Annotated in this window: 18 protein-coding genes; 4 read left to right on the plus strand and 14 right to left on the minus strand. The window is 40.4% G+C overall.

Annotation, left to right across the window (positions count from 1 at the left end; genetic code table 11):
- Positions 1-5: 5 nt before the first annotated feature.
- The gene (locus IEW76_RS12775; RefSeq protein ID WP_188654415.1) at positions 6-164 is read right to left on the minus strand and encodes a hypothetical protein; all 159 of its coding nucleotides are present in this window, start codon (positions 162-164) and stop codon (positions 6-8) included.
- 115 nt (positions 165-279) lie between these two features.
- On the opposite strand from IEW76_RS12775, the gene IEW76_RS12780 reads away from it, so the two are divergent.
- A complete protein-coding gene (locus IEW76_RS12780; protein WP_188654416.1) occupies positions 280-726 on the plus strand; it encodes a universal stress protein in 447 nt (148 codons plus the stop codon).
- 62 nt (positions 727-788) lie between these two features.
- On the opposite strand, the gene IEW76_RS12785 is transcribed toward IEW76_RS12780, so the two are convergent.
- The 6 genes from IEW76_RS12785 to IEW76_RS12810 form a co-directional block, all read right to left on the minus strand.
- On the minus strand, positions 789-1,619 hold the full coding sequence (locus IEW76_RS12785) for an EcsC family protein (RefSeq protein WP_188654417.1): 831 nt from the start codon (positions 1,617-1,619) through the stop codon (positions 789-791).
- 224 nt (positions 1,620-1,843) lie between these two features.
- Entirely contained in the window at positions 1,844-3,034 is a 1,191-nt protein-coding gene (locus tag IEW76_RS12790; protein WP_188654419.1) for an acetate kinase, read from the minus strand.
- A gap of 127 nt (positions 3,035-3,161) precedes the next feature.
- Complete coding sequence (locus tag IEW76_RS12795; RefSeq protein ID WP_188654421.1) at positions 3,162-4,148, minus strand: class I SAM-dependent methyltransferase; 987 nt, start codon at positions 4,146-4,148, stop codon at positions 3,162-3,164.
- 230 nt (positions 4,149-4,378) lie between these two features.
- Complete coding sequence (gene tpx, locus IEW76_RS12800; RefSeq protein ID WP_188654423.1) at positions 4,379-4,876, minus strand: thiol peroxidase; 498 nt, start codon at positions 4,874-4,876, stop codon at positions 4,379-4,381.
- Between the two features lie 122 nt (positions 4,877-4,998).
- Positions 4,999-5,550 (minus strand): GerW family sporulation protein, encoded by a 552-nt coding sequence (ytfJ, locus tag IEW76_RS12805; RefSeq protein WP_188654431.1) that lies wholly within the window; start codon positions 5,548-5,550, stop codon positions 4,999-5,001.
- A 21-nt stretch (positions 5,551-5,571) separates the two neighbouring features.
- Positions 5,572-6,225, minus strand: a complete 654-nt coding sequence (locus IEW76_RS12810) for a DUF2953 domain-containing protein (RefSeq protein WP_188654433.1) — start codon at positions 6,223-6,225, stop codon at positions 5,572-5,574.
- 160 nt (positions 6,226-6,385) lie between these two features.
- Between IEW76_RS12810 and IEW76_RS12815 the strand changes: the two genes are divergently transcribed.
- Positions 6,386-7,189 (plus strand): NAD kinase, encoded by an 804-nt coding sequence (locus IEW76_RS12815; protein WP_188654557.1) that lies wholly within the window; start codon positions 6,386-6,388, stop codon positions 7,187-7,189.
- Positions 7,190-7,247: 58 nt separating this feature from the next.
- Here IEW76_RS12815 and IEW76_RS12820 read toward each other — a convergent pair whose 3' ends face one another.
- The 6 genes from IEW76_RS12820 to ezrA all read right to left on the minus strand — a co-directional run bounded on the left by IEW76_RS12820 (position 7,248) and on the right by ezrA (position 15,093).
- On the minus strand, positions 7,248-8,834 hold the full coding sequence (locus IEW76_RS12820; protein ID WP_188654435.1) for an amidohydrolase: 1,587 nt from the start codon (positions 8,832-8,834) through the stop codon (positions 7,248-7,250).
- Between the two features lie 852 nt (positions 8,835-9,686).
- Positions 9,687-9,890, minus strand: coding sequence for an alpha/beta-type small acid-soluble spore protein (locus IEW76_RS12825; protein ID WP_036786461.1), 204 nt, complete (start codon positions 9,888-9,890; stop codon positions 9,687-9,689).
- An 88-nt stretch (positions 9,891-9,978) separates the two neighbouring features.
- A complete protein-coding gene (thiI, locus tag IEW76_RS12830) occupies positions 9,979-11,184 on the minus strand; it encodes a tRNA uracil 4-sulfurtransferase ThiI (protein ID WP_188654437.1) in 1,206 nt (401 codons plus the stop codon).
- A 5-nt stretch (positions 11,185-11,189) separates the two neighbouring features.
- Positions 11,190-12,323 carry a cysteine desulfurase family protein gene (locus tag IEW76_RS12835; RefSeq protein WP_188654439.1) on the minus strand — a complete coding sequence of 378 codons (1,134 nt, stop codon included), beginning with the start codon at positions 12,321-12,323 and terminating at the stop codon, positions 11,190-11,192.
- A 742-nt stretch (positions 12,324-13,065) separates the two neighbouring features.
- The gene (locus IEW76_RS12840; protein ID WP_188654440.1) at positions 13,066-13,386 is read right to left on the minus strand and encodes a hypothetical protein; all 321 of its coding nucleotides are present in this window, start codon (positions 13,384-13,386) and stop codon (positions 13,066-13,068) included.
- A gap of 9 nt (positions 13,387-13,395) precedes the next feature.
- Positions 13,396-15,093, minus strand: a complete 1,698-nt coding sequence (gene ezrA / locus IEW76_RS12845; RefSeq protein ID WP_188654443.1) for a septation ring formation regulator EzrA — start codon at positions 15,091-15,093, stop codon at positions 13,396-13,398.
- 166 nt (positions 15,094-15,259) lie between these two features.
- Between ezrA and hisJ the strand changes: the two genes are divergently transcribed.
- Positions 15,260-16,069, plus strand: a complete 810-nt coding sequence (gene hisJ / locus IEW76_RS12850; protein WP_188654445.1) for a histidinol-phosphatase HisJ — start codon at positions 15,260-15,262, stop codon at positions 16,067-16,069.
- A 134-nt stretch (positions 16,070-16,203) separates the two neighbouring features.
- Here the strand turns inward: hisJ and refZ are convergent, their stop codons facing one another.
- Positions 16,204-16,842 carry a forespore capture DNA-binding protein RefZ gene (gene refZ / locus IEW76_RS12855; protein ID WP_188654447.1) on the minus strand — a complete coding sequence of 213 codons (639 nt, stop codon included), beginning with the start codon at positions 16,840-16,842 and terminating at the stop codon, positions 16,204-16,206.
- Positions 16,843-16,960: 118 nt separating this feature from the next.
- On the opposite strand from refZ, the gene msrC reads away from it, so the two are divergent.
- Positions 16,961-17,440: a free L-methionine (R)-S-oxide reductase MsrC gene (gene msrC, locus IEW76_RS12860; RefSeq protein WP_188654449.1), complete on the plus strand. Its 480-nt coding sequence runs from the start codon at positions 16,961-16,963 to the stop codon at positions 17,438-17,440.
- Positions 17,441-17,553 lie beyond the last annotated feature (113 nt).

Below are 17,553 nucleotides of genomic sequence, written 5' to 3' on the forward strand. Positions count from 1 at the left end.
ATTTTTTATCGATGTTTAATACCTTTTAATTGTTCACGCTCGCGTTGAGCATTCTCATCAATATAGCCACTTTGATAACTGTCACGTAGCTGACTCGCTACCATGTTTTCCCCTTCTGAATCATAAGTTAAACCTAATTTGTTCTTCTTATCTTTGTTTTGCATCTCAAACACCTCCACACCTATAGTATGTCACAGTTTCGTCTAATTCCTCCCCACACCTTTTACCAATTGAATGCGCTTCCATGATATAATAAAGGAAAGAAGGGAGAGATGTGTTATGTCTTTTGAATACAAACGAATTGTCGTAGCTGTTGATGGCTCCGAGGCATCAGAATTTGCTTTTGAAAAAGCCGTTGAAATCGCTAAACGAAATGATGCTACATTATACCTTTCTCACGTCGTAGATACACGGGCTTTCGCCACCGTTGAAGCATATGACCGCTCACTTGCGATTAGGGCAGAAGAGTATGCAACAGAAATCTTGACCAAATACGAAAATCACGCAAAAGGCCAGGGTGTACAATCAGTTGTTGTAGACGTTGAATACGGATCTCCTAAAATAAAGATCGCTAAAGAAGTTGCACCAAAATTTAAAGCAGATTTAATCATTTGCGGAGCTACTGGGTTAAACGCAGTAGAGCGCTTCTTTATTGGAAGTGTTTCCGAACATATCACACGATATGCAAGCTGCGATGTTCTTGTTGTACGTCCTGATAAGACTTAATGAATACTATTACCAACAAACATTAACGATAAAAAAGAAGCTCAGACATGACGTCTGGGCTTTTATGATGAAAAATCCCCGTATTCTTTAATATGGCGATATTGGTAAAAACGAAGCGCAAAGGAAGTGACCTGCTTGGTCAGTTGGTAGTTGGCATTTGCTCCGATAACCATACTGACAAGCGGGAGCCCCTGTATAATTTTCTTTCGAAACATAAGAATAAATAAAGATTTCATTCCTTGCTTCATTGGCTGTTCTAACCACGTTTCATTAGTCAGCTTCTCATCTCCTTCGTAGATAAATGGAGATGTATGATTGGAGAGCTCTACTTTCAATTCCTCCCACGCTTCTTTCTGTAATCGCTTCGGAAGTGTAGCTGCGTGAAACACCTTTAAGGATAGCATCATTTCATAAGGGTGATTAATTTCATACCCAAATGTAAGTCCAATTAATTGAACAGCCCTTACGTTCATAATCATCATAAGAGGGAAATCAATTCCTAAGAGTAACCAACCGCCCGTCCCCGTCAGTCCTCCTTGCGCAAAAGAATATAGCTTACCTTTTGCAATTTGTTGATGAGCTAAATACGTTAGCTGATCAATAGGAAGTTTTCGCATATCTTCTAAGTACTCAATGTCAGACCGGAAAATCCGACCGCTTGTTAAGATACGCTGCCTGGCTTCCGTTTGAAAAGCGGACCCTTGAATATAGGCATGTGTGTGAAACAACCATTGATCAAATTGATTGAAAAAAGTTTGCTTCGCTTTAGGGTTCACATTGCGAAAGGACCGCTTCATCCATTGATCGTAAAGGACAGTGAAATCCGTCGACTGATAATCTTCCCATTGTTTCTCCCAAGCTTGGATATCCTTCATAACACGCTCATTACTCATTACCCCACCCCTTATCCGTAGCATTCCTTCATCTTTATTTTAGCTTTATCCACTTAAAATTGCGAGCGTTTACAAAAAGGGGAAGAGATAATACCCCCTCCTCTGATATAACTAGCGTATTCAGGAACAATATCCCAAAGTCATCTTTAATCCATAAAATGAAATCAAAAAAATAACCTTCCCATCTAGAAACCAGATAGGAAGGTTATTTAAGAAATGCAATTCTATTGAGTTAAACGAACCGTGTCACGTGCAATGACAACTTCTTCGTTCGTTGGAATCACCATTACTTTAACTGGGGAATGAGGGTAGCTAATGAACGCTTCGTCTCCTTGAATTCCTTTGTTTAATGTTGGATCCCAGTATACGCCCATGAACTCTAATCCTTGAAGGACACGTTCACGAACAGGGGAAGAGTTTTCACCAACGCCAGCAGTGAATACAATCGCATCTACGCCGTGCATACGAGCTGCGTAAGAACCAATGTACTTGTGGATACGTGCTGCGAATACTTCAAGAGCTAATTCCGCACGTTCGTCGCCTTGGTCTGCTTTCTCAATGATATCGCGGATATCACTAGATGAACCAGAAAGTGCAAGCATTCCACTTTCTTTGTTAAGAACGCGGATTACTTCTTCTGCTGTTTTACCTGTTTTGTCCATGATGTATGGGATTAGTGCAGGGTCAATGTTACCTGAACGAGTTCCCATAGTAACACCAGCAAGTGGTGTGAAGCCCATGGATGTATCTACAGATTTGCCACCTTCAATTGCAGCGATCGATGCACCGTTACCAATATGGCAAGAAAGGATGCGTAGCTGTTCAATTGGACGGTTTAACATTTCAGCAGCACGCTCTGAAACGAACTTGTGAGATGTACCGTGGAAACCATACTTACGAATGCCATACTCTTCATAGTACTCGTAAGGCAGGCTATAAAGATAAGACTGCTCCGGCATGGACTGGTGGAATGCAGTATCAAATACGACAACCGCAGGTACATTTGGAAGCACTTCTTGGAATGCACGAATTCCTGTAAGGTTCGCTGGGTTATGAAGAGGAGCTAATTCAGAAACCGTTTCAATTTCTTGAATGACTTCTTCCGTAACGACAGCAGAATCAGCGAAGCGTTCTCCACCATGTACAACACGGTGACCAATTCCGTCAATTTCATCTAGAGATTGGATTACACCTGTTGATGTTAGCTTGTCTACTAACAACTGTACAGCTACTTCGTGATTTGGAATATCTGTAACGGTTTTCTCTTTCTCACCATTTACTTCAATTGCGAATACAGCATTATCTAAACCAATACGTTCAACAAGACCTTTTGTAACTACTTCTTCAGCAGGCATCTCGATTAATTGAAACTTTAGAGAAGAACTACCCGCATTAATTGATAAGATTTTTGACATTTATTTCATCCCCTTAATACTCTAGGTTCATGATTACCATTTCCCATTTAACCACCCGCCATCAAGCTTTTCAAGACAATTCAGGAATTGGAAACGGTTTCTCCTTGAAATCTTTATTTTCAAAAAATTACGACGTTCTTTCCGACTTGAACCAATCATTAATTTGGTTAACCATATCATTCATTGCCTTAGCATTTTGGAAAGAAGGAAGCTTAGCCATCAGAGCCTGCTGAGGCGCTTTGGTATCTTGCCCTTTCTTCTGTACGATGAAGATACTCTTACCAAATTTCTCATTCTTGAACATGGATTCTGGTAGTTGCAGGACACCTACAATATGAACATTCTCCTGTAAAAATGCGTGCAGTTGTTCTGATTGATCACTATCAAATAGGAAGTTCGGAATTAAAAATAAAGAGTAGCCGCCTTCTTTAACATAGTGTAATGTTTGTTCAATAAACAAGTGATGAGCATATGAATGACCTTCATCTGCCTTTAGTTTGTAATTAGCTGCTTGTAGATCATCCGGGTAATACCCGACAGGAAGGTCCGCCACTGCAACATCTACTGGTTCGAGTAATAAAGGACGGAGACTATCCTGGTGGAAAAACTCAACTTCCGATTTTTGTAAATTAGCGTTTAATAATCCGAGTTGAATTAGGGTTGGATCGACTTCACTTCCATACACTTCAACAGATTGTTCCATTTGATTTATAATTGCAGTTAGTAAATTAGCTGTCCCTGTTGCAGGATCAAATAATCTAACCGTTTCTTGTTCACCGAGCACTTTCTGTATTAAATAACCCATAAAAATAGCAACAGAATCAGGGGTGATCAAATGCTGTTGCTGAGTTGATCCCTTCATCCCTTTTAAGATAGCAAGTTGCAATCCTTTACGAATTTCTTCTTTTTTGAAGTTTTCAATTTGAATCCCTTTAATCTTATCTGACAGTTTACCTTGAAGACTTTCACTGTAATCTGTAGATGGTGAACCTTCAAGAAGTAATTCACCCGCTAAGGGTAGCAATTCTAAATATGAAAGGTCGATTTCCTCACCGATTAATTCAGCTGTTTCATCGAGCCATGTATATAACAATTCAACATGAGACTGATCCATGCTTATTCCTCCTATTATCACGTTCAACTTTACTAGTTTAGCAAATGCATCGTAAGAATACCAAATTAGAGGCTACATCTTATTTAAGACTATGTAAAGGGTCAAGCTTATACAATAGTCCTTCTATTAAACAAAAAGGCTAGGCATCTTGCTACCTCTAAGTTGCATACAGCTTTGTATACAAAGAAAGAAGAAACGAAGATGCCTAGCCCTTTTCGCGCGTTTTAATATTATTGAGCGTCTTTTGCTGCAGTGATTGCTGCTTCGTAATCAGGATGATTTGTTGCTTCTGATACATATTCAGCATGCACAACTTCATTTTGGCTGTTCACTACAAATACAGCGCGTGCAAGAAGGCGCATTTCTTTAATTAGAACGCCAAATGCTTCCCCAAAGTAAGCATCGCGATGGTCAGAAAGCGTGTCTACGTTTTCAATACCATTTGAACCACACCAGCGACGTTGTGCAAAGGGTAAGTCCATGCTAATCGTTAGAACATTTACATTGTCTAACTGAGCAGCTTCTTCGTTGAAACGACGCGTCTGGGCGTCACATACTCCTGTGTCAATTGATGGAATCACACTAATTAATTTAACCCCATCATATTGTTCTAAAGAAACTTCTGATAGATCATTAGCAAGGACGGTAAAGTTCGGAGCTTTGTCCCCTACTTTAACTTCGTCGCCAACTAGTGTAACGGGATTATCTTTGAATGTAATAGATGCCATGATGCATTCCTCCTCTAATATCTGTATAAAAGCTCTTTAGGATCCCTTTTTATGTATGAAATAAGGAAAGAGCCTGACCCATACTATTATGAGGGCAGTTTCTTTCCTTGTCTAATCATTTCCTACCAGGAATAGTTCTGTCCATCTGAACCACCTTGGTTTTGTCCTTGACTTTGGCCCTGATTCTGGCCGCCATTTTGTCCCTGGCTCTGCCCTCTGTTACCAGAAGATTGTCCATTTTGTTTATCACCATTTTTACTAAGTATGTCTTGTATTTTCTGCACGGCCTGTGGTGCCAAATCAATCATACGCTCATATAAATGAGTGCTTTCATCCAAGTGAATCATTTTCACTCCTGATGTTTTGTTTACGATCAAAAAAGCAATTGGTGTGATGGAGACTCCACCACCGCTTCCTCCACCAAAAGGAAGTTCTTCACCATTAGATCCAGGGCTAGAACCATTTCCTTGTTGCCCGTTCTTACTATTACCGCTGTCTTGCTTGAACTGACTTCCTCCTGCCGCAAAGCCAAATCCTACTTTTGATACAGTCAAGATTAATGTACTACCATCTGGCGTTTCAACAGGATCACCAATGATTGTGTTTACATCAATCATATCTTTCAAGCTTTCCATAGCAGTGGTCATCAGACCTTGAATTGGATGTTCTGACATGATTGTACCTCCTCATATGAATTACGCGGGTTTCTTCCGCCACTTCGGTATGTTTCCACGAGAGTACCGAACGACTTGTAATACTGCGAATATAGCTTGCCCAAAACGAAACGAAATCATACACTCCAAACGAGTTTGAGAATGCTTTTGTTGAAAATAGGGAGTTACATATATTTCAGGTGTTCCTTGTAGTTTCATACAGTTGGAGACCACACCAACTAATGTCCCTTTTAAAGACCAAATTCCACCACACACCATGCCAGTTATGCTGGCGTTTGATGTGCCCACTTGAGTATCCCAAAGTAATGTATGAACATGAACTTTCCTCAAAAACCGCCTTATTATTTTATGTAACCCAATCACCCTTGTAACAAGATCTTGAATACTTTGAATACGATTAAAGACTTCTTCAGGAGTATATGATTTTTCTTGTTCTCCTTCATTTTTATTTCCAACCTCTGTTTTCTCTTTTGTCTTTAGAGAAAGATCTTCCTTATCTAAAGCCATCATAGGGACTTCCTTTTTTATTCTGATCCATTTCCATATGCGTAATTCCATTTTTAAAAAATCTTGATCAGAAGAGTGCAGATAGGTCAGCGTGATGTAGAGTCTCGAGAACCACACGAAAATAATATTAACAACAAAGAAGATAACAATCCCCAACACCCAGACCATTCTTTCATCCCTCCTTTTCTATCTAGTTTCATCCCCTTTCATAAAATTTAAACAATCTGACATTAATTTGTTTAGAAAACGCTTTCGTTTTTGATATGATGTGAATATAGGAACATCTAATAAAGATGATATCGCCATTCGAAGAGGAGTGTTGAAGATGATGATGAATCGCAATAAGTTATTCTTTTACTACCAACATAAGGACGAGCTCATAGAAAAGCTCAATCCCTTATTTGATTTAGCCAAACAGAATGGATTTGAGATTGTTCAAGATCATAAAGACGCCAATATTATTATTAGCGTTGGCGGGGACGGGATGTTTCTTCAATCTGTAAGGAAAACGGGTTTCCGTGAAGATTGCTTATACACAGGAATTACAACTTCTGAAAATGAATCAGGTCTTTACTGCGACTTTAACTTAGATCATTTTGATGAAATGGTTCATTCTATGATGCACGAAGCTTTAGAGGTAAGGCGTTTCCCAGTAATTGAGGCAAATATCAATAATGAATCTTCATTTTATTGCTTAAATGAACTAAGCATGCGCTCAACACTTATTAAGACGATTGAAATTGATGTTTTCATCGACGACATTCCTTTCGAATCGTTTCGAGGTGATGGACTCATCGTGGCGACTCCTACAGGAAGCACAGGATATAACAAATCATCAAAAGGTGCAGTCGTCGATCCTAAACTTCCATGCTTCCAGGTATCTGAGCTCGCTTCTATAAATAGTAACCGTTACCGGACGCTAGGCTCTTCTTTCATCTTAAGTGGTGATCGCACGCTAAATTTACAATTAGTACAGGATGGGAATGACTATCCGATCTTAGGAATTGATAATGAAGCACTTCCTATACGAAATATCCGAAATGTAAAAGTTAATTTAAGCGACAAAGTGATTAAGACGATAAAATTAAAAGATAACTCTTATTGGGAACGAGTCAAGCGCACGTTTCTATAAAAAAACCGTCTAGAGGATTACTCCTCTAGACGGTTTTTGTAAAACAGTACTTACTAGTTTATCGCTGATAGACAACTGTACCATCCACAATCGTTCTTGTAACATTTGCTTCTAGATGGCGATCAGGATGTAAAGCAAAGAGATCTCGATCAAAAATAGTAAAATCAGCATCATAGCCTACAATGATCTGCCCCCTCTTGTTTTCCTCATGAATGGCATATGCGCTTCCCTTTGTATAAAGAGAAATAGCTTCGTACATCGTTAGACACTGCTCTCTACCATACACCTTTTGGTCATGAACAGATTTTCGTGTCACCGCTGCTTGAATGGCTAATAGTGGATTAATCTCCTCAATCGGTGCGTCTGAACCGCCAGCACAAGGTATACCGCTTTGTAACAGACTCTTCCAGGGATAAGCATTCTTTAAACGATGTTCACCAATTCTATCTAGCACCCATGGGAAATCAGAGGAAACAAATGTAGGCTGAATATCCACAATGGAGTTCGTCGTCTTCACCTGGTCATAAAGTTCATCTTGCATAAACTGTGCATGAATAATACGGTCACGATAAGGAGCATCAGGCACCCCATTTAAGATGCGTGTAATCATAGCAACAGCTTCATCCCCAATGGCATGAACGGCTACAGGTAGATTATGCTTTCTTGCTTTTTTAACAAGCTGAGCTAAATGCTCTTCTTTATGAATAGCCATACCTCTATTCCCTTTATCATCTTCATAGCCTTCAGATAAAAGAGCCGTACGGCCACCAATAGCCCCATCAGAAAAAATCTTTACAGCACCCAGCTCAACGAAATCTGAGCCACTCTTGTAACTCAATCCTTCTGTTAACATGTCATCTAAAACCTCATGATGAACAAGCAGATGGGCCCGGAATTTCGATTGATGAGCTCCTATACTGTTTTGAAAAGCCTCATATGTCTTTCCGAAACCACCGTAGTAATTAAGATCTTCACTATGACCACCAACGATCCCATTCCTCGTAAGGTCCTCTACAGCTACAGATACAGCCTTTTCAAGATATGCTTGACTATAATCGGGCATGGCCGCCTTAATGGGATCTTGAGCAGCATCCAAAAAATACCCAGTCGTTTCCCCTTGATGATCTCTTACAATCTTTCCCCCTTGAGGGTCTTTACTTTCTTCTGTAACACCAGCAAGCTCCATTGCCTTTGAGTTAGCCAATAGTGCATGTCGACAAACTCGAGTTAGCATAATAGGATGCTCGGTTGAGATCTCATCTAACTCTGATTTATGTATAATACGGGGGTCTGCCCACTGATTCTCATTCCACCCCTCACCAATGAGCCACTCTCCTGGTGGAAGTTGCGAGGCATGTGAAGCAACTGCTTCTTTCACCTCCTCAGGAGACTTCATGAACGATAGATCCAAACGCAGTAACCTCTCCCCGTGACCAATAATATGCAGGTGACTATCTACAAATCCCGGATACATGACCTGACCTTGGAGATGATGCTCCTTATCAATCGAACCCTTCCACTTCTTCATCACATCTTCAAGAGCACCTGTCATTTCAATACGGCCATTCTTCGTAACCACAGCCTCCACCTGCTCTCCCTCTTGGCTCATCGTATAAATCGTTCCACCATACCATAACTCTGCCATATGTACCTACTCCCTTGTTTTTTATGTAACATATCATATTTCCTGATGAAGTCACAACTTCCTGACCTTCTCTATTGTCTCTTCGTTATTAGGGAAACGAAAACATCTTAGGTCCGTTGCTAGAAGAGTGGTTGGGCAGGCTTGGGGACCACTCGCTTTCCTGCGGGGAGCTTGGGAAGCCTCCTCAATCGCTACGCGCCTTCCAGGGTCTCCCCTAGGTTTAAAGTGCAGGAGTGGTGCCTTTATATATAAGGAAGTTCGACTAAGATCGTCACATCCTGTGACAACGTCGAACGACCCCACGTCGTGTGGGGCCGGATAAGACAGCTTTTTGGAAAAGGCGATCAGCCTTTGTAAAAAAGATGACTTATCTCGCTAGGTCCTCCACTCCGAAACTGGATAGGCTCCTTTTCCCGCGGGAGTCTCGCAGTCCCCAAGCCTGCCCTGACGTTTTAATTAGGTGAACGGACCCGCTTATTATAATTGCTCTCAAGCCCCATACCAACCAAAAGTGGCGCGTTTCCGTCTCTCAACATTTGGCAAAGGTGGGCCTGGAAATTGCGAGACTCCTGCGGGAGAAAGAGGTAGACGAGACCCCGCAGGGTGCATTTCCCGAGGAGGCTCGACAGCTCGCCCGCGGAAAGCGAGTAATTTCCAGGCCCACCTTACGCTCTATTCAAGCTGACGGAAACGCCTCTACCTATTGCATAACAGAACTATCTCGGATTCAAGTCTCACACATAAGCGGGCTTTTATGGAACAACAAAACATCATAAGCTCTAGAAGTTTCTACTTTTCACCCCATAGGAAAAGGACAGTGTTACCACTGCCCTTTTAAACCACATTATTTAATTATTGTTGTTGCCCACCGCTGTACTGTTGTTCAGCCATTTGAACTAGACGCTTAGTGATCTCCCCACCTACAGAACCGTTTTGACGGGATGTAGAGTCAGGACCAAGTTGTACGCCAAATTCTTGAGCGATTTCATATTTCATTTGGTCTAGAGCTTGTTGTACACCAGGTACTACAAGTTCGTTTGAGTTGTTATATGCCATGTGTGTTTCACCTCCTTGTACTACTAGCATGCGCCACAAGGAGGATCTCATTCTGAACAGTTTTTGGCAGTTCAACTAAGTTTATCTATTAAAGCAAATCAGAAAATTCGTCTTTTTCTTGCGTATGATTCTCTTCAAATTCGACTGTTTCAATACCTGCAACAGTTTCTTCAATTTCATCAGTGAAGTCAACTCGCTCTTCATATTGAAGAACCTTTTCACGAGTAGGTCTTGTCTTCGGTGCACTTGGCACGAATACAGTACAACAGTCCTCAAAAGGACGAATCGAAATGTCATACATATCAATACGCTTAGAAATATCAATTATTTCTAATTTATCCATGGATACAAGAGGACGAATAATTGGATAATTCGTTACTTCGTTAATTGTATTCATGCTTTCCATTGTTTGGCTAGCAACTTGTCCAAGGCTTTCCCCAGTTGTAAAGGAAAGAATACCTCTCTCTTCAGCTACGCGCTCACTAACTTGAAGCATAACGCGACGCATGACAGTCATACCATAGCCTTCAGGGATCTCACGATGAATGGTCTGCTGCAATTTTGTAAACGGAACAATATGAACTTTAATCTTATGCCCGTATCGAGTTAATTGCTTGGCTAAATCAAGGACTTTCTGCTTTGCGCGCTCACTTGTATAAGGAGGTGAATGGAAGTGAATCGCTTCGATTTCTACTCCGCGCTTCATTGATAAATAGCCTGCTACAGGACTATCAATTCCTCCAGAGAGAAGAAGAAGGCTTTTGCCAGTTGTACCTACCGGAAGTCCACCAGCACCAAGAATTTTCTCTGAAGTGATATAGGTTCCATCTTTTCGAATTTCAACATTAATCTCTACATCAGGATTGTGTACATCGACTGTATATCCTTCTGTATTCGTCAGAGCATACCCACCAAGAACTCGGTTCATAGCTTGTGAATCAATAGGGAAGTCTTTATCAACACGACGAGTGGTAATCTTGAACGTCTTCGTGTTCTTAGCATGTGTTAATGCATACAAAACGGCTTCTTTCATTTGTTCTTCTTCATTCTCTACTTTAATTGCCAAGCTAAATGACTGAATTCCAAAGACATCTTTACATCTTTCCAGAATGGGTTGAGGATCCTCACCATTCAATAGGATATACATACGATTTCTGTTTCGCTTAATTTTAATATCTTCGTAATCGTGCAATTTGGCTTTTACGTTTTCATACAACTTAGCTACAAAGTGTTTTAAGTTTTTACCCTTTAACGACATTTCTCCGTAGCGGATTAATATATGATCATAATGCATGTTATCTACCCCATTACTTCTTTTAATTCGGTTAATACATTTTGAAGCACGTAAATAAATCGCGCTCCTTCTTCCATCGTATTATCATACGTAATACTAACACGAAGCCCTGCAGAAGACCGTTCACGTGAATGGCCACAAGCGTTAAGGACAGCACTCTCATCAGCATGTTTAGAGGAGCATGCTGACTTTGTGGAAATATAGATCCCTTCTTCACCAAGAGCATGAATGACCACTTCAGGCTTATATCCCGGCACGGAGAAGTTCACGATGTGTGGTGCACTGTCAGAAGGTGTGTTCATGACAACTTCATCTATTTCAGAAATCTTTTCACGCAAATAGTGATGTAATTCCTTTAGATGTTTTCTTTTGTGTTTTTGACTTTCCTTCGTCATGCGAAGTGCTTTAACCATTGCAACGATTCCAGGGAGATTTTCGGTTCCAGCCCGATAAGAAGCTTCTTGACTTCCTCCATGCAACAATGGAAACAACGACGTATTACGCTTCACATAAAGGATACCAGTTCCCTTCAAACCATGTATTTTATGGCTCGACATTGTACACAAATCAATCAGGGACAGATCCAGGTCTGTCTTCCCTAAGCCTTGCACATGGTCGACATGGAAATAAAGTTTAGGGTACTGACGAGCAAGCGTAGCGATCTCTTCTATAGGCTGAATGGTTCCCAATTCATTGTTGACATGCATAACACTAATTAAAATAGTGTCTTCGCGAATTGCTTCCTGTACATCTTTTACACTAACACGTCCATGTTCGTTTACAGAGAGATAGGTAACCTCGAACCCAAGCGACTCTAATGAACGACATGCCTCCAACACGGAAGGGTGCTCTATGGAAGTAGTAATAATATGCTTCCCTCTATTTTGGTGTTGTAAAGCAATCCCTTTTACAGCTAAATTGTTCCCTTCAGTTCCTCCAGAAGTAAAGACGATTTCATCTGATTGTATACCCAGCAATTGAGCTGCCTGCTTTTTGGACTGCTGAAGCAGTCTTTCTGCTTCACTTCCAAAAGCGTGTATAGATGAAGGATTCCCATAATATCGCTCTGATACTTGCTGAAAGCTTTTTAGCACTTCGGGATATGGTTTTGTCGTGGCACTATTGTCAAAGTAAATCATGGCACCGATCCCCTTTTCTCTTATTGCAATCAATTCTATTATCATACGTTTCTTCTGACTGATCTGTCAATCGCTCTTATATGTCAACATTACTATAACATGATTAAGAAGGAGTTTCAGACCCCTCCCTTATGAAAGGGTTCGTCGTTCAATATTATGGCAGGATTGTTGAAGACTCGAAGCTGAGATATGTTAGTGTAAAATGGGGCCGTTATTTTGTTGAGAGCTTGGGGTGTCTGGGGAACGACTCGCTTTCCGCGGGCGAGCTGTCGAGCTTCCTCGGGAAAACCACCCTGCGGGATCTCGCCTACCTCTTTCTCCCGCAGGAGTCTCCCCGTTCCCCAGCCACCCCCTTATCAGAAGTTGTAGAACGGCCCCGCAGCTCTAGCTCGGGCGAGGGCTCTACATTAATCCTGCTTCTTTATACAGTATGCTTCCGTTCCTTCCTTATATGGCAAAGGTGGTTCGAGAAATTGCGAGACTCCTGCGGTAGTTGGAGCCTCATTAGTAAAAGAGGAAGTTCGACTAAGACCGTCACGTCAATAGCCAACGTCGAACTACCCCACGTCGTGTGGGGCCGAGGAAAGCGAGTGATTTCCCGAACCACCTTATTCTCAATTTGAGCAAACGGAAGCATTCTCTCAACTTTAATTCTTCCATACAAGGAGGCTTATGAAAGACTTGAAATCACAATAAACATTAACAAAACCTAAAAAAAGTCCTTTCCATACGGGAAAGGACTTTACTTAATGTCTAGTTTTGTTAATAGGTCATCAATGGCAAACGTGCCATCTTCACTCCATTCGTTAGCCCAAGAGCGGGTTAAGCCTTTTTCTTCCCATTTTCTCTCGTACTTTTCATTTACTTCTTCAATATTGAGAGCTTCATAATAAGAGACCAAACTAGGTAGCTCATCAGAAGACTTCATTTGGAGAGCAGAGGGAACACGTTCGCTGTGTTGTCCTATAGCACTTTCTTCTGAAGGAAACATTAGAAGTAAGATGACAACAATCCAAATACCGATTGATAAAAAGGAGAGACCCATAATTAAGCGATTCTTCATGCTTACCTCCTATCCTACCGTCGAACTTACCCCTATATATTCACCCAAGCGATCACGCGCCCCGGGTTCAACTTCTTCTAGTGCATCCGTTGCTAACTCTAACGCTTGATCGTACTCATAATTCCTAAACGAGCGCTCTGCTTCAGATAACTTTGCTGCTGTAAAAGGATACTGGCTACGATAACGATTACCATATTGAATCATTGTCTCAACTAAGGCTGCTTGATCTAAGAGAAGTTCTGTTTGCTCAGATGCACTCTCCGTTTCCTTTGTAGCATTGTCAAGCGACTCCCTAACCTTGATCATGTCAAGCGGTTGTTCATCTAATAAATCGTGCACACGATACAGAGAATGGGCAGCTGCTTCAATCGCATTTTGCAAATACAAAGGCACCCCTGGGATGTTGCTTTTTTGCAACTTGCGATTTACGGCAATTAGCTTTTGCTTCATTACTGTGATCTGTTCTTTTGCTTCTCGTTCGCCAGCACGGACTTCATGTAAACGTTCCTTAAACTGTTGATGTTGTTCGATAAGCTCTTGAAGTTGAACTTCCCATCGCTCTAGTTCCTCTCTTATAGAGGAATGAGGCAGACCTTCTTCTAGTTCATCCATAATGTCGTTATATTGCTTTAATAGCAGATTAACCCATTTCTCAAGACTTGTATGAATTTCCAAATCTTTATCTTCAAATTGGTATGTATGCTGCAATACTTCGATTTCTTCTTTACTCAAACGGATATCTTCACGAATCGATTGAAGTTGAGATAACAAGTTTGGTTGATGCTTCTCTACATAACTCTTTGCAATAGCTTCCGTCTCTAATTGGGCAAACATTTCATTTACACGTTCTTCAATCTCAATTGCCCCAGAACGAGCTTCTTCCATGTCTGCCTTGTCCAATTGTTCGGAATATCGATTAAGCTGTTCCTGAAAGCCAGCAAGCTCTTCCTCAAAGTTATACGCTTCAACTCGATACCCATCGTCACTCATTTGCTTCAATCCGTTTACTAAGTCCTCAATTTGTGAAGGGAGTTCTTGTTTACACATCTTATAAAGTGAAGGAAATTCTTCAATTTGGACAGTTAGTTGATCAATCTCGTCTTTCATGGTTTGAACAAGCTCATTCGCTTCGAAATAGTTACCTTGTTCGACAAGCTGATAATAACTCTGCAATTTCTCTTCAGCAGCATCGATCATGACTTCAAAACGAACCTCAGCACTCCCGTATCGGTGGCGTTGTTGCAATAATTTTTTGCGAAGTTGTTTTGTTTGTGGATGGAGTGTTTCAATATCTTTCCGACTGTTTTCTTCGGAATGAAGTAACGTTTCTAATTCTTCAAACATCTTATCTATTGAAGACTCGATCGTTTTCAAATGTTCTTCAATGGCTTTTATGACCTTTTTTGCAGAACCGAATCGGTATTTATCGGCATAATCCTCCGCCTCAAAAAGTTGCTCTTCAAGATGAGGAAGTTGCTTGGATAATATATCGTCCCATTCAGAGCGCCAGGACTCAAACCTTTCTTGCGTTTCACCAGACAGATTTAACGATTTCACCTTGGAAAGCTCTTCTGTCACTTCACGATTCATAATATCCATCTTCCATCCTTCAAGCCGGTCAACTTCATCATAAATCTGCTTTCTAAAAATCAACCCCACAATAACTCCAACAATCACTGCTAGTATCGCACCGATGCCATACGCCATATAAAGCCTCCTAACTGTCAATAGTTCATCTATGTCATACCAGGTAAAAATATGTATATAGTAATGTTTTTATGATACCATGTAAACGGTCATTTTGGCTAAATTTTTTCAAATTTATTAACCTTTTTACATTTTTTTCTACACCTTTTTTGGAGGAGGTCAGCTTATGATTATTGATGGACATGTACACACCCCATTCTGCCCCCATGGATCAAGGGATACCCTAAAACAGTACATTGAAAACGCCATTTCACAAACTTATTCATCTATTAGTTTTACTGAACACGCACCACTACCCCCATCCTTCATAGATCCTGTACCAACTAAGGATAGTGGTATGGAATTAAAATTGATGGAAGATTATATTTCCACATTACAAGAATTGAAAATAAACTATGAGAAAGACATCACAATTCATATCGGTTTAGAAGTGGATTACATTGAGGGGTATGAAAAAGAAATTAAAGAATTTCTGAATACATATGGAGATTCTTTAACAGATGGCATATTATCTGTCCACTTTCTCCCAACGCCGTCTGGATATGTATGCATGGATTACAGTCCTAACTCTTTCAAGAAACTTGTTGATGCTCATGGAGGAGTTAACGGGGTCCACCGACTATATTACCAAACACTACTCCGCTCTATAGAAGCAGATTTAGGGCGTTATAAACCAACAAGAATTGGTCATATGACACTCTCCCATAAGTTTCAAAATCTATTTCCAACAGAGCAGTTCTTTACAGAAGAGACAGATGCTGTATTAGCAAGCATAAAAGAAAGAAACTATTCATTAGATATGAATAGCGCCGGCTTGAGGAAACCTTATTGCCAAGCAACATACCCTCATCCATCCATTCTAGAAAAAGCTATTCGTAAAGGAATTCCATTAGTGTACGGTTCAGATGCTCATAAATCTGAAGATCTCGGAGCTGGTTACTCTCAGCTAAAGCAATACGTTTCGAAGGGCTATTAAAAAGAAGACTCTTAGCCTTTGAAATAAACGGAAAAGGTTGGCCTGGAAAATGTGAAAAATGCGCTAAGATCCTAATGGGCTCTTAGCGCATTCTGTTTGCTGATCTACTTATATAAAATATTAGAAACTGTTTTCTACATAATGCTTTCTTTTTTTGGAGGAAGGCCACCTGACTGATACACATGTTCAAGCCAATGCATAATGGTTTCTGTATATTGCTTCACGAAAAATTCTGGTGATTGATCCCACAATACATGTTCTCTCATCTCATAAGGCATTAAGAAAGGCATCATTAACATCCCTTTGAACTGAAGAAACAAATGTTGTAATTGCATTTGTTTTACGCGTGTATGCTTCAAGGATTCTTTAAAAAGTTTAAATAAAATATACTTTTCTTTAGCCAAGTAGGTAACCATCATTTCACGGACAAGTACATTATCTAGCGTTAACTCCCTGTGGATGAAGCATGTAAATTGATGGTGCTGTTTCTTATACTGTATAATTACTTCTATCATTTTACGGAGTCTTTCTTGAGAAGAAAATCGTTGATCCATATTTTGTTGTTCCTCTAATAATTCTATATAGGGCTCAAAATATTGGACCATAAGATGTTCAAGTAGGCCTTGTTTATTTGTAAAATGGTAACTAATAAGCGAAACATTCACTTTAGCTTTTGCGGCGATATCGCGAACAGAGGTTCCAGTGTAGCCTTTCGTATAAAACAACAAACACGCTGCATCCATCACTTTTTGTCTTGTTGACGATTTTGTCATAGCGCATGACCTCCTTATTCGAAAAGATTCGTTGAATAGGGTAATAATCCTGCATGAATCGCTCGTCAACTTTCGCCCCGCACTATTAGGAATTTTGCCAAAATAGGAGGAATATTTGATGTTTAATGTCGAACATTACAATGGAACGAAAGAACAAAATTATGACTTATTGTTAAAGCAACTAAAAGCTTTGATTGAAGATGAACCCGACCAGGTTGCAAACCTTGCCAATGCTTCATCTCTATTAAACCAGTTTCTTGATAAGGTGAACTGGGTTGGCTTTTATATCTGGAAACAAGATCAACTTGTGCTAGGACCTTTCCAAGGACTTCCAGCATGCGTTAGGATCCCAAGTGGCAAAGGGGTATGTGGAACTGCAATTGCTGAAGGTAAAACTCAACGCGTAGCTGATGTCCATGAATTCCCAGGCCACATCGCATGTGATGCTGCCAGCCAGTCCGAAATTGTGGTGCCAATGTATAAAGACGGAAATATATTTGGCGTTTTAGACATTGATAGTCCTGTTAAAGAGCGCTTTGATGAAACCGATGAGAAGTATATCGAGCAATTCGCTAGACTTGTTGAACAATACATTTAACACTTCTTCCTAAATGGAAGTAAGAAAACGCAGAGATAAACATCTCTGCGTTTTCGTATGTGTTCAATTATTAATCTACATTTAGTTCGACCATTCCTACTTAAACTTAAGGG

Source organism: Pontibacillus salipaludis (assembly GCF_014642405.1).
Lineage (GTDB): Bacteria > Bacillota > Bacilli > Bacillales > BH030062 > Pontibacillus > Pontibacillus salipaludis.